At 72.5% G+C, this 21,120-nt stretch carries 22 protein-coding genes; 11 read left to right on the plus strand and 11 right to left on the minus strand.

What is annotated here, in order from left to right; genetic code table 11:
- Window positions 1–23: 23 nt before the first annotated feature.
- Window positions 24–827, plus strand: a complete 804-nt coding sequence (locus tag OG361_RS29165; RefSeq protein WP_405858175.1) for an SGNH/GDSL hydrolase family protein — start codon at window positions 24–26, stop codon at window positions 825–827.
- Window positions 824–1,609: a hypothetical protein gene (locus tag OG361_RS29170; protein WP_405858177.1), complete on the plus strand. Its 786-nt coding sequence runs from the start codon at window positions 824–826 to the stop codon at window positions 1,607–1,609. The genes OG361_RS29165 and OG361_RS29170 overlap by 4 nt, the downstream gene beginning before the upstream one ends.
- Before the next feature lie 128 nt (window positions 1,610–1,737).
- Here OG361_RS29170 and OG361_RS29175 read toward each other — a convergent pair whose 3' ends face one another.
- Window positions 1,738–2,316 (minus strand): CGNR zinc finger domain-containing protein, encoded by a 579-nt coding sequence (locus OG361_RS29175; protein ID WP_405858179.1) that lies wholly within the window; start codon window positions 2,314–2,316, stop codon window positions 1,738–1,740.
- 56 nt (window positions 2,317–2,372) lie between these two features.
- On the opposite strand from OG361_RS29175, the gene OG361_RS29180 reads away from it, so the two are divergent.
- The 3 genes from OG361_RS29180 to recX all read left to right on the plus strand — a co-directional run bounded on the left by OG361_RS29180 (window position 2,373) and on the right by recX (window position 5,489).
- Entirely contained in the window at window positions 2,373–3,587 is a 1,215-nt protein-coding gene (locus OG361_RS29180) for an MFS transporter (protein WP_405858181.1), read from the plus strand.
- A gap of 194 nt (window positions 3,588–3,781) precedes the next feature.
- Entirely contained in the window at window positions 3,782–4,918 is a 1,137-nt protein-coding gene (gene recA / locus OG361_RS29185; RefSeq protein ID WP_405858183.1) for a recombinase RecA, read from the plus strand.
- Window positions 4,919–4,922: 4 nt separating this feature from the next.
- A complete protein-coding gene (gene recX / locus OG361_RS29190; protein ID WP_384568836.1) occupies window positions 4,923–5,489 on the plus strand; it encodes a recombination regulator RecX in 567 nt (188 codons plus the stop codon).
- Window positions 5,490–5,589: 100 nt separating this feature from the next.
- On the opposite strand, the gene OG361_RS29195 is transcribed toward recX, so the two are convergent.
- The 8 genes from OG361_RS29195 to OG361_RS29230 form a co-directional block, all read right to left on the minus strand.
- Window positions 5,590–5,997 carry a rhodanese-like domain-containing protein gene (locus tag OG361_RS29195; RefSeq protein ID WP_405862501.1) on the minus strand — a complete coding sequence of 136 codons (408 nt, stop codon included), beginning with the start codon at window positions 5,995–5,997 and terminating at the stop codon, window positions 5,590–5,592.
- Window positions 5,998–6,071: 74 nt separating this feature from the next.
- Entirely contained in the window at window positions 6,072–6,620 is a 549-nt protein-coding gene (locus OG361_RS29200; protein WP_405858186.1) for a cysteine dioxygenase, read from the minus strand.
- A 94-nt stretch (window positions 6,621–6,714) separates the two neighbouring features.
- Window positions 6,715–6,801 carry a putative leader peptide gene (locus OG361_RS29205; protein WP_405862503.1) on the minus strand — a complete coding sequence of 29 codons (87 nt, stop codon included), beginning with the start codon at window positions 6,799–6,801 and terminating at the stop codon, window positions 6,715–6,717.
- Window positions 6,802–6,833: 32 nt separating this feature from the next.
- Window positions 6,834–8,627, minus strand: coding sequence for an FAD-dependent monooxygenase (locus OG361_RS29210; protein ID WP_405858188.1), 1,794 nt, complete (start codon window positions 8,625–8,627; stop codon window positions 6,834–6,836).
- Between the two features lie 192 nt (window positions 8,628–8,819).
- Window positions 8,820–9,710, minus strand: a complete 891-nt coding sequence (locus tag OG361_RS29215; RefSeq protein WP_405858190.1) for an amino acid ABC transporter permease — start codon at window positions 9,708–9,710, stop codon at window positions 8,820–8,822.
- Window positions 9,707–10,381 carry an amino acid ABC transporter permease gene (locus OG361_RS29220; protein WP_405858192.1) on the minus strand — a complete coding sequence of 225 codons (675 nt, stop codon included), beginning with the start codon at window positions 10,379–10,381 and terminating at the stop codon, window positions 9,707–9,709. Before OG361_RS29220 ends, OG361_RS29215 begins: the two co-directional genes overlap by 4 nt.
- 120 nt (window positions 10,382–10,501) lie before the next feature.
- Entirely contained in the window at window positions 10,502–11,323 is an 822-nt protein-coding gene (locus OG361_RS29225) for a glutamate ABC transporter substrate-binding protein (protein ID WP_405858194.1), read from the minus strand.
- 53 nt (window positions 11,324–11,376) lie between these two features.
- Window positions 11,377–12,162 carry an amino acid ABC transporter ATP-binding protein gene (locus OG361_RS29230; RefSeq protein ID WP_405858196.1) on the minus strand — a complete coding sequence of 262 codons (786 nt, stop codon included), beginning with the start codon at window positions 12,160–12,162 and terminating at the stop codon, window positions 11,377–11,379.
- Window positions 12,163–12,462: 300 nt separating this feature from the next.
- On the opposite strand from OG361_RS29230, the gene OG361_RS29235 reads away from it, so the two are divergent.
- Window positions 12,463–13,179: a response regulator transcription factor gene (locus OG361_RS29235; protein ID WP_405858198.1), complete on the plus strand. Its 717-nt coding sequence runs from the start codon at window positions 12,463–12,465 to the stop codon at window positions 13,177–13,179.
- An 18-nt stretch (window positions 13,180–13,197) separates the two neighbouring features.
- Window positions 13,198–14,628 (plus strand): ATP-binding protein, encoded by a 1,431-nt coding sequence (locus tag OG361_RS29240; RefSeq protein ID WP_405858200.1) that lies wholly within the window; start codon window positions 13,198–13,200, stop codon window positions 14,626–14,628.
- 101 nt (window positions 14,629–14,729) lie between these two features.
- Here OG361_RS29240 and OG361_RS29245 read toward each other — a convergent pair whose 3' ends face one another.
- Window positions 14,730–15,728 carry a TAXI family TRAP transporter solute-binding subunit gene (locus OG361_RS29245; protein WP_405858202.1) on the minus strand — a complete coding sequence of 333 codons (999 nt, stop codon included), beginning with the start codon at window positions 15,726–15,728 and terminating at the stop codon, window positions 14,730–14,732.
- 18 nt (window positions 15,729–15,746) lie between these two features.
- A complete protein-coding gene (locus tag OG361_RS29250; RefSeq protein WP_405862505.1) occupies window positions 15,747–16,169 on the minus strand; it encodes an RCC1-like domain-containing protein in 423 nt (140 codons plus the stop codon).
- Between the two features lie 703 nt (window positions 16,170–16,872).
- Here OG361_RS29250 and OG361_RS29255 point away from each other — a divergent pair.
- From OG361_RS29255 to OG361_RS29270, 4 genes are all read left to right on the plus strand, one after another.
- Entirely contained in the window at window positions 16,873–17,358 is a 486-nt protein-coding gene (locus OG361_RS29255; RefSeq protein ID WP_405858203.1) for a hypothetical protein, read from the plus strand.
- A 294-nt stretch (window positions 17,359–17,652) separates the two neighbouring features.
- Window positions 17,653–18,930, plus strand: a complete 1,278-nt coding sequence (locus tag OG361_RS29260; RefSeq protein WP_405858205.1) for a hypothetical protein — start codon at window positions 17,653–17,655, stop codon at window positions 18,928–18,930.
- Window positions 18,931–18,996: 66 nt separating this feature from the next.
- Window positions 18,997–19,929, plus strand: coding sequence for a LysR family transcriptional regulator (locus OG361_RS29265; RefSeq protein ID WP_405858206.1), 933 nt, complete (start codon window positions 18,997–18,999; stop codon window positions 19,927–19,929).
- 197 nt (window positions 19,930–20,126) lie between these two features.
- Window positions 20,127–21,074, plus strand: coding sequence for a DMT family transporter (locus OG361_RS29270; RefSeq protein WP_405858208.1), 948 nt, complete (start codon window positions 20,127–20,129; stop codon window positions 21,072–21,074).
- Window positions 21,075–21,120 lie beyond the last annotated feature (46 nt).

Consider the following 21,120-nt stretch of genomic DNA (forward strand, 5'->3'; position numbering starts at 1 on the left):
GGTGGTGGGGGAAGGTGGGTCTCATGTCGGACGGCACGTTTCTGCGGTACGTCGCCCTGGGGGACAGTCAGACCGAAGGGGTCGGGGACGGCGACGACACCCTCGGCCTGCGCGGATGGGCGGACCGGCTCGCCGAACTCCTCGCCCGTGCCCACCCGGACGTGCGGTACGCCAACCTGGCCGTACGGGGCCGGCTCGCCGGCCAGGTGCGGGCGGGGCAGCTGGCCCCGGCGCTCGCGCTGCGGCCGGATCTCGCCAGCGTCGTCGCCGGTGTCAACGACCTGCTGCGCCCCCGCTTCGACGTGGAGGAGACGGCCGGACACCTGGAGGCGATGTTCGCCGGGCTGACCGGCCAGGGGGCCCGTGTCGTGACCCTCACCTTCCCCGACGTCGGGCGGCTGATCCCGCTGGCCCGCCCACTCGGCTCCCGGGTCGAGGCGCTCAACGAGCGCATCCGGGAGGCCGGGCGCCGGCACGGCGTCACCGTCGTCGAGACCGGGCACCACCCGGTCGTCACCGACCCCCGGCTCTGGAGCGCCGACCGGCTGCACGCCGCTCCGCTCGGCCACGCCCGGATCGCCGCCGCGGTCGCCCAGGTCCTCGACCTGCCGGGCAGCGACGACAGCTGGACCCGCCCGTTGCCCCCGTCGCCCCTGCCCGTGCGCGTGGGCCTGCGTGCGGCGGGCGCCGAGCTGCGGTGGGCCGGGGCCTTCCTCGGGCCCTGGCTGGGCCGGCGTCTCCGTGGCCGCTCGTCGGGCGACGGCCGCCGGGCCAAGCGCCCGGAGCTGTCGCCGGTGACGGAGGTGGTGGAGGTGACGACAGAGTGAGCGGGGCCGATCCGGAGTCGGGCGACGGCCGTGGGGATCGCCCGGGCGAGCTCGCCCGGGCGATCACCGAGCGGTTCGGTCTCGACGCCGACGGGTACCGGCACGGGCCGTGCCGGGCCGAGCGGGAGGCCGACGGCGGCGCGTGGACGCTGGTGTGGACCGACGGGCCGACGGTCGGCCAGGTGCTGCGGGAGGTGGGACCGGGGGCCGGACCGGAGGCCGCGGAGCCGCGCTGTCGGCGCGTCCTCTCGGAGGAGACCGTAGCCCTCGGCGCCGTCCGCCTCGCGACGGGGGACGGCGCCGAGGGCGACGGTGTCCGGCCGGCGATCACCCCGGAGGCCGTGGAGCGGCTCTGGTTCGACGTGCCGTTCCCGCGGCCTGCCACCGACCGAGAACGTGCGCTGGTCTACGCGGTGGTCTATGAGGCCCACGACAACGAGCGCAGAAACCGCGTCGCCGACGGACGGATCTGCGACCTGGTGGCCACGGCGGGCCTCGCGCGGTTCCTGGAGCGCATGCGGCTCCCCCTCACCCCCGCGGAACTCCTGACGGCCCGCTACGCCGCCGCCCACGGTCACCCGGCCTGGCGGTACCGGCTGATCCCGATGGCCGTGCCGGCGCTCCTCCGGGCGGTCCTCGCGGACCGCGCCGCCTCGCCCGAGCTGCTCGCCGCGGCCCTCACGCTCGTACCCGAGTGGGAGGGTGAGCGCGAGGGCGCCGCTCCCGAGCTCCGCGAAGCCGCGACCGCGCTGAGGGAACGCCTCCGCCGCACGTGGCCATGAAGTCTGCGGCCGTGAAGTCTGCGGCCGTGAAGTCTGCGGCCGTGATGCCCCGGCGGGGGCCGGCGGTCATCGGGGCAGGCCCTGCGCCTTCCACTGCGTTCGAGGGCAGCCGCTCACATCGGGGCGCTCTACTCGGTCTCGCTCGGCTGCTCGGCGGCGTGGGAGCGTCGGTGGGCTGCGACTCGCTCGCGGGTCGCGCATCGGCGGGAGCAGTAGCGGCGTTCCGGACCGCTGCCTTGGGCGATGAAGGCGTTCTGGCAGCTGGGTGATGCGCAGACCCTGCCGGGCGGGCGTTGACGGTCCCAGACGAGGACGGTCAGGGCCATGCAGGACGAGGCGAGGAGCCACTCGTCCCAGGGACCGTCGTCGTCGCGGTCGAGGTGAGGATGCCAGGGAGTGCTGCCGCCGTGCGAGGTCAGGCGGAGCGGTCCGGTGTGTTCGTGCAGGAGGCGGTTGAGGGTGGCCGCGGCGCCGTCGGCGTCCTCGGCGGCGAAGACCTCTCGCAGGAGGGAGGCGGCCGTGCGCATCCCGGCGACATCGCCGGTGGTGAGGTCGATGGGGCCTGTCTCACCGTAGGCACGGAGCACGTCGGCGACCTCGGCCGGGTCGGGACGGTCGCCGGCGAGAGCGTTGATCAGGGCGGCGGTCCGCCGAGCCGTGGTCAGCACGGAGTGCCGGCCGGACCAGTCGTCGCTGTGGGAGGGCATCTGGGGAATGTAACGCATCTTGCTGACTTTTGAGTTACCTCCGTAACGTCTCGCTGATGAAAGAGCGTTACTCACTCCGCTTCCATCTCGCCGGAGCCATGGCGGCTCGCGCCGGGGACGAGATGTCAGGACCGGCACTGATGCTGGCGGGATTCGCCCTTGCCGGATCGACCACCGACGCGTCGTCCCTGCTCGCGGGCATCACGCTCTCCGCCGCGATCGGGGGCCCGGTGCTCGGGGTGCTCCTCGACAGGGCGGGGCGACCGGGAAGCCTGCTGGCCGGCGCCCTTGTCCTGTACGCGGCGGGGCTGGGGATGATTCTCGTGGGGCTCGGCCGGTTGCCGTTCGCCGTCGTCATCCTGATCGCGGTGTTGACGGGGCTGCTGGGGCCGGCCCTGTCGGGCGGATGGACGGCCCAGCTGCCCCGTGTGATGCCGAGTGACCGCCTGCCGCGGGCGAACGCGCTCGATGCCATGACGTTCGGCCTGGCGAGTCTGGCCGGTCCGGCTCTCGCCGGCGGAGTGGCGGAGGTGCTGGGAGCCCCGGCGGCCGTGGTGGTCTCCGTGGTGCTCATCGCCCTGGCGCTGCCCTTCGCGTGGATGGTGCCCGCTCGTCCGGGTCCGGTGCGGGGCGCTCGGACAACCTCGGTGATCAGCAATCTCGCTGCCGGAATGCGGGTCATCGCCGGAAGGCGGCCTTTGGCCCGGGCGACCGTCACCTCGGTCGTCTCCTGCGTCGCCCAGGGCATGCTGACGGCGTGCGTCCCGCTTCTGGGCGAGCGCGTCCTGGGCGGGGCAGGCCGCGGCGCGGTGCTGCTCTCTTGTGCGGCGGTCTCCGCTCTGGTGGCCAACGCCGTACTCGCCCGGTATCCGTGTTCGGTCTCCCCCGACACGATCATCTGGGTCAGTGTCCTCGTTCAGGCTGCCGCGTTGGCCTTGGCCGCGTGGGGTCGCCCCGTCGCGCTCATCGTGGCCGTACTCATGGCGGGGATCGGTGAAGGACCCCAGCTGGCCGCCTTGTTCGCAGTCCGCCACCGGGAGGCGCCAGAACACCTGCGCGGCCAGATCTTCACCACCGGTGCCAGCCTGAAGATCACGGGATTCGCTCTGGGGGCGGCGGTTGCCGGACCGGTCGTGGCCCGGTCTCTTCCGGGGGCCTTGGCGCTCGCGGCGAGTGTGGCGGTCCTCGCGGCGCTGGCCTTCTTCGCGATCCCGTCGGTCCCCGAAGTCGTCGGCGGCGGACAGCGAGGCCGCCGGGGGAACGGTCCGTAGCGCTCGCGGGTCGCCGCGTGGCGTGCTTGACAGCAAAATCGAACATCCATTCTGATGGAAGTCCGGCCACTGGGAATCGTGGGCTTGTCGGCGAGTTGTCCACAGGTCGGAGGGGACGCCGGGGCCCATTGTCAGTGGCAGGGGTTAGCGTCTTTCACATGAAGCGATCGACTACAGCAAACCGGGTGGAACCCATGGCAGGAACCGACCGCGAGAAGGCGCTCGACGCCGCGCTCGCACAGATTGAACGCCAATTCGGCAAGGGCGCCGTGATGCGCATGGGTGACCGCGTCCAGGAGCCGATCGAGGTGATCTCCACCGGATCGACCGCGCTCGACATCGCGCTCGGCGTCGGCGGACTGCCGCGCGGCCGTGTCGTGGAGGTCTACGGACCGGAGTCCTCCGGTAAGACGACCCTGACCCTGCACGCCGTGGCCAACGCGCAGAAGGCCGGCGGCCAGGTCGCCTTCGTGGACGCCGAGCACGCCCTCGACCCCGAGTACGCCAAGAAGCTCGGCGTCGACATCGACAACCTCATCCTGTCCCAGCCGGACAACGGTGAGCAGGCCCTCGAGATCGTCGACATGCTGGTCCGCTCCGGCGCCCTCGACCTCATCGTCATCGACTCCGTCGCCGCGCTCGTCCCGCGTGCGGAGATCGAGGGCGAGATGGGCGACTCGCACGTCGGTCTGCAGGCCCGTCTGATGAGCCAGGCGCTCCGGAAGATCACCAGCGCGCTGAACCAGTCCAAGACCACCGCGATCTTCATCAACCAGCTCCGCGAGAAGATCGGCGTGATGTTCGGCTCGCCGGAGACCACGACCGGTGGCCGCGCCCTGAAGTTCTACGCCTCGGTGCGCCTCGACATCCGCCGTATCGAGACCCTCAAGGACGGCACGGACGCGGTCGGCAACCGCACCCGAGTCAAGGTCGTCAAGAACAAGGTCGCGCCCCCCTTCAAGCAGGCCGAGTTCGACATCCTCTACGGCCAGGGCATCAGCCGCGAGGGCGGCCTGATCGACATGGGCGTGGAGCACGGCTTCGTGCGCAAGGCGGGTGCCTGGTACACGTACGAGGGCGACCAGCTCGGCCAGGGCAAGGAGAACGCCCGTAACTTCCTGAAGGACAACCCCGACCTCGCCGACGAGATCGAGAAGAAGATCAAGGAGAAGCTGGGCGTCGGTGTCCGGCCCCAGGCTCCGTCGGCCGAGCCCGGCGCCGACGCCGCGGCCGGTGTCGACACGGCCGGCGCGGACGACGCCGCCAAGACCGTCCCGGCACCCGCGACGAAGACCGCGAAGGCGACCAAGGCCACCGCGGCCAAGAGCTGAACCGGTGACCGGTCGCACCGAATGGCCGGGTGACAGCCCCGACTCGTCGAGGGCCGAGAAGGAGCTGTCACCCCAGGATCCGGCTGAGCGGGCGCGCGCGATCTGCCTGCGCCTGCTCACCGGGACCCCCCGCACGCGCAAGCAGCTGGCCGACGCCCTGCGCAAGCGGGAGATCCCCGACGACGTGGCGGAGGAGGTCCTCTCCCGCTTCGAGGACGTCGGGCTCATCGACGACGCCGCCTTCGCGGGGGCCTGGGTGGAGTCCCGCCACCACGGCCGGGGCCTCGCCCGGCGGGCGCTCGCCCGGGAGCTGCGCACCAAGGGCGTCGAGCCCGCCCTCGTCCAGGAGGCGGTGGACCAGCTCGACTCCGAGCAGGAGGAGGCCACGGCGCGCGAGCTCGTCGACCGCAAGCTGCGCGCCACCCGCGGTCTCGACCGCGACCGGCGTCTGAGACGCCTCGCGGGGATGCTCGCCCGCAAGGGGTATCCCGAGGGCATGGCCCTGCGGGTCGTCCGCCAGGCGCTGGAGGCCGAGGGCGAGGACACGGACGGCCTGGACGAGTCCTTCTGACCCTGGGGGGGGAGAGAAGGACTCGTCCGGCCGGGGGCTTTCCGTGTCGGCGCCCGAGCCCGCTGCCCGGCCGGGTGGTCAGGCGTGGGTGGCGGGGAGGTCAGGCGTGGGTGGCGGGGAGCAGGACCGGGAGGCCCGCCGCCTTCCAGGCCTGGAAGCCGCCGATGAGGTCGGTCGCCCGGTGCAGGCCCAGGCGGCGCAGGGACTCGACCGCCAGCGAAGAGGCGTAGCCCTCGTTGCAGAGGACCACCACCCGCAGGTCGTGGCTGTCCGCCTCCGGCGCGCGGTGGCTGCCCAGCGGGTCGAGCCGCCATTCCAGCTCGTTGCGCTCCACGACCAGTGCGCCCGGGATCAGCCCGTCCCGGGCCCGCAGGGCCGCGTAGCGCGTGTCCACCAGGAGCGCGTCACCCGCCTCGTACGCCTCGTGGGCGGCGCGGGGCTCGATCCGGTCGATGCCCGACCTGATCCGGTCGAGCAGCTCGTCGATGCCCACTCGCCCGTCGCCCACCCGTTCCTCGCCCACTCGCTTGTCGCTCAGCCGCTCGTCGCCCGCTCGCTCGTCGCTCAGTCGTTCCTCGCCGCTCACTGCCAGTCCTCCGGGCGCTCGACCTGCTCAAGGCGGAGTACCGCGGCCGTCCGGCTGAAGCGCCGGATCAGGGGGAGCGGCGGGTAGTAGGCGTGCACCGACACGGCGTGGGTGTCCGGGGACTCGTTGAGCACCTCGTGGACGTGGTGGCGGCCGAAGGCCCGGCCCATGCCCTCCGACAGCCGACGGGAGCGGTCGAGGCCGTCGGCCAGTTCCAGGGTCTTCCAGCCGCTCGCCGGCAGCCGTACCGCGAGCGCGTTCTCGGTCAGCGTGCCGCGCGCGGTGGCGAAGGCCCCCAGCGACTCGGCGTGGTCGTGCCAGCCGGTGCCCGTGCCGGGCGGCCAGCCGATGAGCCAGGCCTCGCTGCCGCCGGGGCCGTCGAGCCGCACCCAGGTGCGGCCCTCGGGGTCGAGCGGCAGGGAGTCGACAAGCGTCCGGTCCGCGGCCGTTCGGCGGACGAAGTCGAGCAGTTCGGCCGCCGTGGGGGCGCCGGAGGGAGGAGAGGAGACGGCGGGGGTGGCAGAGGTGGGGACAGGCTGGGGCACGGGTGACCGTCCTGAGGTTCGCGAAGGACGCGCGACGGCACAGGGCACACGGACGTACGTCAGTGGCGGGGCGCGCGCGGAGAAGGGGGCGAAGTCAGCAGGACGGGCGACACACGCAGCCCGCGTAGCGGACGAAGTCCATATGGACTCTCCGCCACAGGCGCACATCGGTGTCGGTCACGCTCCGGAGTACACCATGCGCGCCCGCCGGAATCAATGCATGTCCGCCGTGCGGTCACCGGCGGTGGACAGTGCGGCGGCCGCCGCGGCGGAGGCCGGCGTGGCCTTCTCCGCACCCTTACCCTTCTCCGCCCCCTTCCCCGCGCCCCTGCCCGTGCCCTTCCTCGCTCCCGTCTCGGCTCCTGTCTCCGCCCCCGCCCCCGTCTCCGGTTCGGCCTCGGCCGTGGCGGAACCGCCGCGGGCCGCGTCGGCCGCCGCGTACAGCTCCTCCGGACGGACCCCGGCGAAGGAGGCGACGAGGTGCCCGTCGGGGCGCACGAGCAGGACGGCGTGGGCCGGAGCGCCCGGGTACGCCTCGGTCACCAGGACCTCGGCCTTCGCCGGGAGAGCGCGGACGGCCTCCTCCAGCCGGGGCATCATGCCGGCGCTCCGCCAGTGCTGCTGGTCCCACACGCCGGTTCCGGGCGCGACGAGGAGGACCAGGAGACGGCCCTGGCCGAGCCGGTCCCGGAGCCGTACGGTCGTGCCGTCCGGGGCGGTCACCCGGACGTCCTCGACCGGCGCACCCGTCGGAGTACCCACAGGCGTCTGCCCGGCGGCGCTCGGAGGCGCGAGGGGGGAGTGCGGGTACGCGGGGGGCGCGCCGAGGGGGCCGCGCCCCACGTGGCCGTCGGTCAGCAGGACGTCGTGGCGCGCGGTCCCCGGGAGGTACGTCCGCAGGCCTCCGCCGCCGCGCAGCGCCGGCAGCGACTGGTCCGCCGCGCGCAGCCGGGAGGCCACGGCCGTCCGCCGCTCGCTCTGGTAGCTGTCGAGCAGCCGCTCCGAGGCGCCGTGGTGCCAGGTGTGGGCGAGCTTCCAGGCGAGGTTGTCCACGTCCCGGAGCCCCTCGTCGAGGCCCTGGGTGCCGACCGCGCCGAGCAGGTGCGCCGCGTCCCCGGCGAGCAGCACGCGGTCGACCCGCCAGCGCCGGGCGAGCCGCTGGTGGAGGGTGTGGACGCCGGTGTCGATGAGTTCGTACGGGGGTGTCACCCCGTCGCACCAGCCGGCCAGGGTCTCGCGGATGCGGGTCACCAGCGCGTCCGGGGTGACGAGCTCGCCGCGGGGCGGGAGCAGCCAGTCGATCCGCCAGACGCCGTCGGGGAGCGGGCGGGCGATGACCTCCTCGCCGCCGCCCCGCCACGGGGGCTGACGGTGCAGCAGGGCCTCGCCGGGCCAGGGGAGTTCGGTGCGCAGCGCGGCGACCGCGTGCCGTTCCACCGCCGTACGCCCGGGGAAGCGGATGCCGAGCAGCTTGCGCACGGTGGAGCGGGCGCCGTCGCAGCCGACGAGGTGGCTGCCGCGCCACCAGGTGCCGTCCGGGCCCCGGGTGTGGGCGACGACCCCGTCCCGGTCCTGCTCGATCGTGTCGAGCCGGGCCTCGGTGACGAGCCGGACGAGCTTCTGGTGGGCGATGGCGTCGCGGAGCCCGCGGGCGAGGGCGTGCTGCGGGATGTGCAGGGGGGCGGCCGGGAGGGCGGGGGAGTCGGGGTCCTCCGCCCACTCCTCCGTACCGCTGAGCCCCAGGTCGAGCGGGGTGTGGCGGGTCAGCTGACGGCGGCGCATGCTGCGCCAGCCGACCCAGCGGACGCCCTCGTCACGGAGGGTGGTGCAGCCGAGTCGCTCGACCATCGCGGCCATGTCGGCGCGCAGGACGGCGGTCCGCGCGGGGCGCGGTTCCTCCTTGCCGTCGCCCTCGTCGAGGACGACGCTGGGCACGCCCTGCGCGGCGAGCGCGAGGGAGAGCGCGAGGCCGACCGGCCCCGCGCCCACGATGATCACCGGGTCCACGGCGCGGCTCCTGAAGGCCGGACGGTCATGAGGGCAGCACAGCTGAGTGTGGCACGAGCCCGGTGGTTGATCACAGACCGTATGCAACCCACTGAGGGTGCTTGCGTCAAGCGACGGGGTGGGCGCGGTGCGGTTGACATGAAGTCAGTACCGCTCCGGCCCACCCCTGTTGTCGTGCGGACCCCGTCGGGGTCAGGCGCCGCTGACGGCGTCCGTCTTCACGTCGGCGGCTCCGGCCTGGGCCGGGAGGGTCACCGAGGCGGACTTCTTGCCCTGCCGCAGGCGCCTCTCCAGGCGTCCGGCGAGGCTGGTGAGGATCGCGTTGAGGACGATGTAGATCAGCGCGATGACCGTGAACGTGGCGATCGTGTTGGCGCCGTAGTTGGCCGTGATCTGCCGGTTCTGGCTGAGCAGCTCCGCGTAGCCGAGCATGGCGCCGCCGAGCGCGGTGTCCTTGACGATCACGACGAGCTGGCTGACCAGGGCGGGGAGCATGACGGTCACGGCCTGCGGCAGCAGGACGTACAGCATGGTCTGGCTCTTGCGCATGCCGAGGGCCTCGGCCGCGTCGCCCTGGCCCCGGGGCAGGGAGAGCACACCGGCGCGGACGACCTCGGCGATCACGGAGGCGTTGTAGAGCACCAGGCCGGTGACGACGGCGTACAGCGGGCGGAAGTCCGAGCTGATCGTCGTGAACTCCCGGTACAGGGCGGCCGCGAACATCATCAGCAGCAGCACCGGGATGGCGCGGAAGAACTCGACGACCGTGCCGGCGGGCACCCGTACCCAGCGGTGGTCGGAGAGCCGGCCGATGCCGAGGAGGGCGCCGAGCGGCAGCGCGATCACGATCGAGAGCGCGGCGGCCTTGAGGGTCTCCATCAGGCCGGGCAGCAGATACGTCGTCCAGACCTGGGAGTCCGTGACGAACGGCTTCCACTTCTCGGCCGCCAGCTGGTTCTTGTCGGCCATGGCGGACAGGACCCACCACGCCACCAGGCCGAGGACGGCCAGGAAGGCGATCGTGTACACGACGTTCCGCCGCTTGGCGCGGGGGCCGGGAGTGTCGTACAGGACGGAACTCATCGCTTCACCGCCAGACGCTTGGCCGCCCAGCCCAGGATCAGGCCGGTGGGGAGGGTGAGGAGGATGAAGCCGAACGCGAAGACGGCGAAGACGGCGAAGAGCGCGTCGGCCTCGTTCTCGATCATCTCCTTCATCAGGAGGGCCGCCTCGGCGGCGCTGATGGCCGAGGCCACCGTGGTGTTCTTGGTGAGGGCGATGAGGACGTTGGCGAGCGGGGTCACCACCGCGCGGAAGGCCTGCGGGAACACGACCAGGGTGAGGACCTGGGTGAAGCTCAGGCCCAGGGCGCGGGCCGCCTCGGCCTGGCCGGGCGGGACGGTGTTGATGCCCGAGCGCAGCGCCTCGCAGACGAAGGTGCCCGTGTACGCGACGAGTCCGAGGACCGCGAGCCGGAAGCCGATGTCCTCGGAGCGCCCGCCGCCGAGTGTGACGCCGAGCGTCTGGTTGAGGACGAACGAGCAGGCCACGAGGACCACGGTCAGCGGGGTGTTGCGGACGAGGTTGACGTACGCGGTGCCGAAGGCCCGCATCATGGGGACCGGGCTGACGCGCATGGCGACCAGGGCGGTGCCCCAGATCAGCGAGCCGATCGCCGAGTAGAGGGCGAGCTTCGCCGTCACCCAGAAGGCGCCGAGCAGGTCGTACTGCCCGGAATCAAGAAAGTCGAACACGATGCCCGCGCTCTCCCCTGGTGGTCGGTCGGTGGGACGGCCGGTGCGTGGGCAGCGGCCGGTGCCGGTGCGACGGCCGCCCCGGGACGGGGGCGGCCGTCACGGCCGGAGCGGGTCAGGTCAGTTCTCGACCTTCGGCGCGGGCTCGTACTTGTAGCCGGAGGGGCCGAAGTGCTGCTTGACGAGCTTCTCCCAGGTGCCGTCGGAGACCATCTTCTCCAGCGCCTGGTTGATCTTGCCGCGCAGCTCGTCGTCGCCCTTCTTGACGCCGATGCCGTACTTCTCGTCGCTCATCCGGAGACCGGCGAGCTTGAACTTGCCCGCGTGCTCCTTCTGCGAGGCGTAGCCCGCGAGGATGGAGTCGTCGGTGGTCAGGGCGTCGACGGCCTTGTTCTCCAGGCCGGTCAGGCACTCGGAGTAGCCGCCGAGCTGCTGGAGGTCGGCCTTGGGGGCGAGCTTGTCCTTGACGTTCTGCGCGGAGGTCGAGCCGGTGACCGAGCAGAGCTTCTTGGAGTTGAGGTCCTCGACCTTGGTGATCGAGCTGTCGTCGGAGCGGACGAGCAGGTCCTGGTGGGCCAGGAAGTACGGACCGGCGAAGTCGACCTCCTTCTTGCGCTTGTCGTTGATCGAGTAGCTGGCGACGATGAACTTCACGTCGCCGTTCTTGATCAGGTTCTCGCGCTCGGCGCTGGGCGCCTGCTTGAAGTTGATCTTGTCCTCGGCGTAGCCGAGCTCCTTGGCCACGTAGCGGGCGACGTCGACGTCGAAGCCGGCGTACGTGCCGTCCGGAGTCTTCAGGCCGAGGCCGGGCTGGTCGAACTTGATGCCGACGTTGATCTTGTCGCCGTTGCTCCCGGAGTCGGAACCGGTGCCACAGGCGGTGGCGGTCAGCGCGAGGACGACGGCGGCCGCGGCGGCGGCGGAGATGCTGCGAAGCTTCATGGAGGAAGGTCCCTTGAGTAGACGTGAGTTGGGAAGAATAGGTCCGAACTCGCTCAGTGGTGAAGGATCTTGGAGAGGAAGTCCTTGGCCCGGTCGCTGCGCGGGTTGCTGAAGAACTCCTCGGGCGTCGCCTGCTCGACGATGCGCCCGTCGGCCATGAAGACGACCCGGTTGGCGGCGGAGCGCGCGAAGCCCATCTCGTGGGTCACGACCACCATCGTCATGCCGTCCCGCGCCAGTTGCTGCATGACCTCGAGGACCTCGTTGATCATCTCGGGGTCGAGTGCCGAGGTCGGCTCGTCGAAGAGCATGACCTTCGGGCCCATCGCGAGCGCGCGGGCGATCGCCACGCGCTGCTGCTGGCCGCCGGAGAGCTGAGCGGGGTACTTGTCCGCCTGGGTGCCGACCCCGACCCGGTCCAGCAGGGCACGGGCCTTGGCCTCGGCGGCCTTCTTCTCCGTCTTGCGGACCTTGATCTGACCCAGCATCACGTTCTCGAGCACCGTCTTGTGCGCGAAGAGGTTGAACGACTGGAAGACCATGCCGACATCGGAACGGAGTCGGGCGAGCTCCTTGCCCTCCGCGGGCAGCGGCTTGCCGTCGATGGTGATGGTGCCGGAGTCAATGCTCTCCAGCCGGTTGATCGTTCGGCACAGCGTCGACTTGCCGGACCCGGAAGGCCCGATGACGACCACGACTTCGCCGCGGGTGATCGTCAGGTCGATGTCCTGGAGGACGTGCAACGCGCCGAAGTGCTTGTTCACCTCGGACAGGACGACCAGGTCGTCCGCGCTGCGCGGGGCGCCCTCGGGACCCTTGGACACTGACACTCCGCTCATGGGCCTCTTGCTCCGTCCTGCTCGGTTGGGGAGGACACTAGAGACCCGATGAGACGACCGTCATCACATCTGAGCGGAAATTGAGGATAACGATCCGGTCGCAAACGGACACACCGCGTGAAGGCGGCGCCCGGGGCGTACCGGGTGGATAACAGAAACGTCGGCGAAACAGGGGGAGACTTGACTGTGACGCCGATGATCGGCGTTCATGCCCTGGTGCCACCTGGTACACAGAGAGCCGTCATCGAGACGCGACCGACGCGACCACGGACCCGGACGCGCATCACGGAGGAGGTACACATGCGACTGCTGCTCGTCGAGGACGACGACCACGTCGCCGCCGCCCTCTCCGCCATCCTGGCCCGGCACGGCTTCGCCGTCACCCACGCCCGCAACGGCGAGGAGGCGCTCCAGGCCGTCCTGCCCACCGCGCAGGGCGAGCGGCCCTCGTACGGGGTGATCCTCCTCGACCTCGGCCTCCCCGACCAGGACGGCTACCAGGTCTGCGGCCGCATCCGGAAGCTCACCACCACCCCGGTGATCATGGTGACGGCCCGCGGCGACGTACGCTCCCGGATCCACGGCCTCAACCTCGGCGCCGACGACTACGTCGTCAAGCCCTACGACACCGGCGAGCTCCTCGCCCGGATCCACGCCGTCAGCCGGCGCAACGCCGGGACCGAGGAGACGGCGGCGGGCACCGGCGGTGCCGCCGACGGCACCCTGCTGCGGCTCGGCTCCGTCACCATCGAGCTGCCCACCCGACGGGTCAGCGTCGACGGCGAGGCCGTCGCCCTGACCCGCAAGGAGTTCGACCTGCTCGCGCTCCTCGCCCAGCGCCCCGGGGTCGTCTTCCGCCGCGAACAGATCATCAGCGAGGTCTGGCGCACCAGTTGGGAGGGGACCGGCCGCACCCTGGAGGTGCACGTCGCCTCCCTGCGCTCCAAGCTGCGGATGCCCGCCCTGATCGAGACCGTGCGGGGCGTCGGCTACCGCCTGGTCGCCCCCGCCGCGTAACCCCCGGCCGGCCCACCCGTGCGCACCCGTCTCCTCCCGCTCCTCATCATCCTGATGGCCGGGGTCCTGCTCGCCCTCGGCTTCCCGCTCGCCGCCAGCCTCGCCGCCTCCGAACAGCAGCGGGTCGTCGTCGACCGGCTCGACGACGCCGCGCGCTTCGCCGCCCTCGCCCAGTTCGTCAGCGAGAGCAGCCCCGGCACCGACGAGCGGCAGGCCACCCTCGGCGGCGAGCTCGCCAGCTACCACGACGTGTACGGCATTCGCGCCGGCATCTTCTACCGCGACAACCGGGCCATGGCCGCCGCCCCCGAGGACTGGGTCGTCCCGTACGAGGGGGAGGGCCGCCGCGCCTTCGGGGAGGCGCTGCTCGGGCGCCGCAGCCACAACCCGCCCCAGGTCTGGCCCTGGCAGGGCCAAGCACGGCTCACCATCGCCTCCCCGGTCGTCCGGGACGGAGACGTCGTCGCCGTCGTCGTCACCGACTCGCCCACCGGACAGCTCCGCTCCCGCATCCTGCGCGGCTGGCTGCTGATCTTCGCGGGCGAGGCGGCCGCGATGCTGGTCGCCATCGGCGCGGCCTTCCGGCTCACCGGCTGGGTCCTGCGACCGGTCCGCGTCCTCGACTCCGTCACCCACGACATCGCCACCGGACGGATGAACTCGCGCGTCGCCGCGACCGGCGGGCCGCCCGAGCTGCGGCGTCTCGCGCTCTCGTTCAACGAGATGGCCGACAACGTCGAGGACGCGCTCGAACAGCAGCGGGCCTTCGTCGCCGACGCCTCCCACCAGTTGCGCAACCCGCTGGCCGCGCTGCTCCTGCGGATCGAGCTCCTCGCCCTGGAACTGCCCGAGGGCAACGAGGAGATCGCCTCCGTACGGACCGAGGGCAAGCGGCTCGCGCAGGTCCTCGACGACCTCCTCGACCTGGCGCTCGCCGAGCACGTGGCGGCCGAGCTGCGGCTCACCGACGTCGGCGCGCTGGCCGCGGAGCGGGTCGCGGCCTGGCGGCCCGTCGCCGACGACAAGGGCGTCCGGCTGACCGGGGAGTGCGGGGCGCTGACGGGGTGGGCGGATCCGGTGGCCCTCTCCAGCGCCCTCGACGCGGTGATCGACAACGCGCTGAAGTTCACCCCGGCCGGCGAGGAGGTCACGGTCACGGTCTCGGTGGACCCGGGCGGGGCGAACGTCTCCGTCGTCGTCGCCGACCAGGGTCCCGGCCTCACCGAGGACGAGCTCGTCCGCGTCGGCGACCGCTTCTGGCGCTCCGGCCGCCACCAGAACATCAAGGGCTCGGGGCTCGGCCTCTCCATCACGCGCGTCCTGCTGACGGCGGGCGGCGGCGGCCTCGCGTTCGCGCCGAACGAGCCGCACGGCCTGCGGGTCACGGTCAGCGTCCCCCGGAACGCCCCCGTCGAGCGGGAGGGCCACGGCTACTCCGAGCGACGGTAGGCGTGGAGGGCGCGGTACGTGTCGCGGGTCACCGAGGGGTGGCCGAGCCCTCGCCGACGGTCAGGGCCGAACCGGTGGTCAGGGCCGCACCGAACCAGCGGTCAGGGCTTCACCGAGCGGTAGTAGCGGCGGGCGCCCTCGTGGAGCGTCAGGGGCTCCGTGTAGATCGCGGTCCGCAGGTCCACCAGCTGGGCCGGGTGGACCTGGCCGCCGATCTCGTCGCGGCTCCTGATCACCGTACGGGTGAAGCCCTCCACCAGGTCCGGATCGGCCTCGACCGTCGTGACCAGGAGGTTCGCCACGGCCAGCGTCCCGACCTGCTGGCCGTCCTGCGCCTTCGCGTACGCGTCGGCCGGGATCACCGCCGACCGGTAGTGGCGGGTGGACTCGCCGACGTCGTGCAGCCGGTCGACCAGGGTGCCGTCCAGCGGGATCAGCCGGACCTCGAAGCGCTCGGAGAGGGTCTGCACGGCGTGGGTGGGCAGCCCGCCCGACCAGAAGAACGCGTCGAGGTCGCCGCTCTCCAGATGCCCCGGCATGGTGTCGATGCCCGCCGAGACCGGCTCGATGTCCCGTACGGGCGCGAGGCCGGCCGCCGCGAGGACCCGGTCGGCGATCAGTCGCACACCCGAGCCGTCCTGGCCGACCCCGACCCGCAGCCCGCGCAGGTCCTGGACCTTCCGGATCGCCGACCCCTTGCGCACCACCAGCTGCACGTAGTCGTCGTACAGCCGGGCGCAGCCGCGCAGCCGCTCGAAGCCGGGCTTGCGCTCCCGCTGGTACTGGGCCACCGCGTCGGCCGTCGCGACGGTGAAGTCCGCCTCGCCCGAGGCCACGCGGGCCAGGTTCTGCTGGGAGCCCTCACTGTCCGTGAGCCTTATCGACACCTCGGGGAGGTCCTCGGCGAGGGCCTGCTTGAGGAGCTTCCCGTACCGCTGGTAGACGCCGGTCGGCACACCCGTACTGAAGGTGACCGTGCCGCTGGGGGCGGGGGAGCCGAAGGGAACCAGCCACCAGACGAGCGCCCCGCACACCACGAGCAGCGCGGCCGAGAGTGCCAGGACACGGCGGCGGGCGGCACGGGAGAGGGAGGCGAACATGGAGGCGATCCTGCCAGCTCACCGCCGCCGCTGGCCAGGGACGGGCGGTGTGAGGCGTTCGCGCGGGGGCCGGCGAGGGCCCCCGCGCGAGGCCCGGGGAGGGGTGGCGGCGGGGTCAGTAGGCGAATCCGGACTTGCCCGTTTCCCGGTGCGGGCGAGGACGAACGAGTCGGACGAGGAGGTGTCGCCGGCCGAGACCTGGTCGACGTCGCCGCGGAAGAGGCTGGTGACCGAGGACGGGCTGAGGCTGTCGGTCAGGGTGCCGTTGCCGAGCTGGCCGGTGCGGCCCGCGCCCCAGCTCAGTACGGTCGGGTTCCCCTCGTTGGCCGTCGCCGCCGGGGCCAGGGCCGGTACGGCGGCGAGGGCGGCGGCCGCCGTGAGGACGGCCGCGGCGAACGTCCGGCCGCGCGGTGCGGCGGGGCCGGGCCGGGGGCCGCGCAGCGGAGTGCGCGCGGGAGTGCGTCATGAACGGGACATGGCTCTGCTCTCCTTCGACGGGGACATACGGGAGCGCGGCGTCCGGCCGCAGCCGTCCGCGTCCGCGGGGTGGGCGGAGGCGTACGGGGCCGGGCGCGGGTCATGCGAACACGTCGTGCCGGGCCTTTGGGCGTGGGGCGCCCACGGCCGGTGCGACGACCGGGACAGGCCGTCGGGCACATGAGCAGACTGTCCGAGAATGATCACTGCAGCGAGCTGGAACGGCTGAAACACCCGTCTGACGGACGCCCGTTCGGGGTCGTGCTCCGGGGGCGCACTCGTCCGCGGTGCGCGCCCGTCGGGAGGCGTCGGCGGGTGGCCCCGGCGGGCCGCCGAACGGCGGCGCCCGGGGGAGTGAGAGACCCCGTCGCATACGGTCGGCCGCCCTCTCGCGCGCACCCCGGATTCCCTACGAACGAGTGGCCCGGCGGGCCCGGTCGCAGCCCGCGAACTGCCCGCCGTCACCCCGTCCGAGAGGTCCCGAGTGCGCTCCGCCGAAGCGGTGAGCGGGCCCCGCCGTGCGCGCCGCGCCGTGTGTCCTGCCGTGGCGCCGGGGCCCCGCCGGTTAGCGTCGGAAAGCGCTCGGTGATCTTGAGGACAGTCCCCTGTCCGCCCCTGGCATCCCCTTCCGAGCTCACCAACTCACCCCTGTCCCAAGGGAGTTCCCATGCCTTTCGTGAAGGCTTCGCCACGCCGCGCCCTCGGCGCCGGCCTGCTCGCGGCCGCCCTGGCCCTGCCCATGGCCTCCGTCGCACACGCGGAGGAGTGCAAGCCGGAGGACCAGGCCTGTCTGGACAAGGAGGCCAACGCCAAAGAGGCGAAGAAGATCGAGGAACAGCAGAAGAAGACCCAGGAGTCGGCCGGCAAGGCCGACAGGGACATCAAGGACGTCGGCAAGACTCTCGACGAGTGCCCGCCGAGCTCCGGTTCCTGCACGGGCAAGCTGACCTCGGGCAAGGGCGCATCCGAGGAGAAGGGCCTCGAGGACATGACCGAGACCATCTCCACGTACGAGCCGGAGCCCGCCGACAACGCGCAGACCGCGGTGACCTCCACCTGCGCGGAGTTCCCGGCCTCCTTGCCGCAGGGGGCCGGCGATCCGGGACAGTCCCCCTTCCCGGCCTCGCAGCTCTGCTCGCTGCTCGGCTCCTGAGCCGCCCCTCCTGAGCGACCTTCTCCCGTACGCCCCCCTCCCGTACGACCCGTCCCGTACACCCCCACCCGCGCCCCGTCCCGAAGGGTTCCTCCGCCATGCCTCCGCGCCGTCCCCGCGCCAGCCTGCCCTCGCTCGCTCGCCCGCCCCCTCGCCCTCACCCTCGCCGCACCCCTCGCCGCACCCCTCGCCCTGCTCGTCCCGCCCGCCGTCGCCGAGGAGGGACCGGGTGAGACCCCCGCCCCCCGTGCCGTCGCGCCCGCCGATGGGCAGGCCGCGCCCGCCGCGCAGGCCGTGTCCGTGCTCAACGGCGACTTCGCCGACCCCGTCATGAAGGGCGACGGTCCGACCACCGTCGGCATCGACTTCTGGAACGGCCTCAACCAGCGCTACTCGCCCACCGCTTCGGGACGCACCGACGGGTCCCACGGCGTCGCCCTCCAGAAGGACGGCAACACCCTCCAGCAGCGGCTGCGCGGAGTCCGCGCGGGAGCCAGTGTCACCGTCAGCTACGAGGACAGCCCCGCCGTCTCCAAGGAGTGCACCGGGGAGCAGGTCGTCAACGGTCAGCCGTACGCGGTCACCGGCTCCGGCGGACCGGTCCGCGAGGTCACCACCTCAGGAGACCCCGACCGTACGAAGGGCAAGCCGGGGACCGGCCGCTGGACCGCCCGCAGCTACGAGTTCACCGCCGGCGAGAACGAGCCGATGCTCACCTTCACCACCCGGGTCACCGACTCCCGTACGCATGTGACCTGTTCTCCGATGATCGCCCGCATCCGGGCGATCGAGGTGCCGCCGGTCCTCGACAAGACCGTCGACAAGACGGCGCTCGGCACCTCCGAGGCGTACAAGGGCAACGAGCGGGAGAGCACCCTCCACAACGCCGCCGCCGCGTGCAACGGGGAGAACGCCTGCACCTTCCGGCCCGACACCCGCACCTCCTTCCGCTACTACGACCGGGCCCGGGTCGTCGGCGAGGCCTTCGTCAACTGCACCCGCAACCCGCTGGAGCACTCCCGCCTCCTCTCCTACGCCGAGCGCGGGCACGACAGCGTCGCCCAGGCCTACGCCGCCGCGAACCTCCCGCTCAACGAGGTGGCCAGGCTGCCCACTTCGGGCGTGCGGGAGGAGGACGAGAAGCGGGTCAAGGAGCGCCCCATGGCCACGCAGTTCGCCCTCGCCTACGAGAGGACCTGGCAGCGGCCGTGGCAGTGGTTCAGCAGCGACCAGCGGACCGTCGTGGAGAAGATCCAGCCCGGCGAGGTGAGTTGGGTCGAGATGCAGCCGAGCCGCGAGCGGGTCGAGGGGTGGTTCGTCAGCAAGAAGGACGACTACCGGCTGCACGCCGTGATCGACGGGCCTTCCCGCGCCGTGCCCGACCGGCTGCTCCAGCGCACCGGGCCCATGTCCGAGGCCGAGAAGCAGCGTTGTGCCGCCGCCCGGCCCATGACCACGACGCCGGTGGGCGCGGACGCGCCCGCGAGCTCCAGTGACAAGGGCCTCTTCAGGATCCCGGCGCCGACGACTCCGGGCGCGCGGTCCGTGAACCGGAGCATGCCGCTGGAGTGACCTCGTGACCCGCTCGTCGCGACGACGGCTGCGTACGATGACCGGGAAGCGGGAGGGGGCGCGGGCGTGACCGATCCGGATCTGCGGAAGCTGCGGGTGCTGAGGGAACTCAGCGAGCGCGGCACCGTCAGCGCGGCCGCCCAGGCGCTCCACCTCACCCCGCAGGCCGTCTCGCAGCAGATCAGCGCCCTGGGACGGGAGTTGGGCGTCCCGCTCACCGAACCGTCCGGGCGCCGGCTGCGGCTCACCGGCGCGGCGCGGATCGTGCTCCGGCACGCCGACGCCGTCTTCACCCAGGTCGAGCAGATGCGCGCGGAGCTCGCCGCGCACCGGAGCGGCGAGCGCGGTGAGGTCGCGGTGGCCGGCTTCTCCACCACCCTCTCGGCCCTGATCCTGCCCGCCGTGGCCCGGCTGCGGGAGACGAGGCCGCTGCTGCGGACCTCGCTGGCCGAGGTCGACCCGCCGGAGAGCTTCTCCCTGCTCCACCGCGGGGAGACGGACGTCGTCATCTCCGCGGACACCGCGCTGAACCCGGGACCGGCGGGCGAGGACGGCCGGTTCGACGCGCGCTTCCACCGGGTCGCGCTCTGCGAGGACCCCTTCGACATCGCCCTCCCCGAGGGACACCGGCTCCTCGACAGCCCCAGGCTCGTCCTCGCCGACCTCGCCCGGGAGACCTGGATCTTCGCCACGACGGGGATGTGCCACGACATCGGCGTCGCCGCCTGTACGGCGGCCGGGTTCACCCCGCAGGCCTCCCACGCCATCGGCGACTGGGACGCCACGCTCGCGGCGGTGCGGCTCGGCCTGGGGGTCGCGCTGGTCCCGCGGATGGCCAGGCCGGCGCCGCGTCCCGAGGTGACGGTGCGCGCGTTCACCGAGCAGGCGCCCTCGCGTACGGTCTTCGCGGCCGTGCGGGAGGGCAGCCAGACCTCGCCGGAGATCGCCGCCGTCCTGGACGCGCTGCGTACGGTGGCCAGGGCGGCCGTCGCCGCCTGAGCCGGCCGGGGGACCCGCTCGGGTCCCCGATTCGCCACGGGGCGTGGACGGTACCGTCCAGCAGACGTTGCTGGACCCGCCCGATGGCCGGTGCGAGGCTCGTTCCCGTACCGCGGCGAGCTCCGCGCGTCCCCCTTCTTCTCTTCCTTCCTTCTTCCTTTACTCCTTGCCGAGCCCTCCGGAGAGCGGGAACACCCATGTCCAAGGCCACGTACACGCGGCTGGCCGCGCTGAGCCTCATCTGGGGCTCCGTATTCCTGTGGATCAAGATCGCCGGGTACGGGTTCTCACCGGTGCAGATGGTGCTGATCCGGCTCGCGCTCGGCGCCGTCGTCATCCTCGCCATCGGGTACGCGAAGGGACTCGGGCTGCCCAGGGAGGCGGCGACCTGGGGGCATCTGACCGTCGCCGCGCTGCTCGGCAACGCGGTTCCGTGGACCCTGTACGCCGAGGGGGAGATCGCCGGCTCCAGCAGCGTCGCCGCCGTCGTCAACGGCAGCGCACCGATCTGGACCCTGGCGGCCGCCCTGCTGCTCGGCCAGGAGAAGCGGGTCTCCGGTTTCAAGGCGGGCGGTGTGCTCCTCGGTCTCGGGGGCACCGCCCTCATCGCCTCGCCGTGGAACTCGGCCTCGGCGGGGACGGGTTGGAGCATCCTCTGCTTCGTCCTCGGCTCGATCAGCTTCGGCGCCAGCTTCGCGTACATGGGCAAGTTCCTCGTGGGCAAGGGCATCCCGCCGCTGATGCTGGCCGGTGGGCAGCTGAGCGCGGCCACCGTGCTGCTGCTCGTCGCCTTCCCCTTCCTGGGCCTCCAGACCATCACCTGGCGCACCGACTCGGTGATCGCGGTGCTCGTCCTCGGCGTGGTCTGCACCGGATGCGCCGCCCTGCTCAACTTCGAGCTGATCATCAAGGACGGGCCGACGGTGGCCTCGACCGTGACGTACCTGATGACCGCGGTGGCCGTGGTCCTCGGCGCCGTGGTGCTGCGGGAGCCGCTCGGCTGGACGGTGTGGCTCGGGGCGGTCGCGGTGCTCGCCGCCACCGGTCTGCTGCGGCGGAAGCCGCGTCCGGCGCCGGAGGCCGCCGAGGTCGCCGAGCCTGCCGAGCCCGCCGAGGTCGCCGAGCCCGCCGAGCGCCGCCGCTGAGCACCCTCATGTGTGCTGATCGGCGCGTCTCATCGGTGCCCCGAGG

The sequence above is a fragment of the Streptomyces sp. NBC_00090 genome (genome assembly GCF_045160815.1).
Taxonomy (GTDB): Bacteria; Actinomycetota; Actinomycetes; order Streptomycetales; family Streptomycetaceae; genus Streptomyces.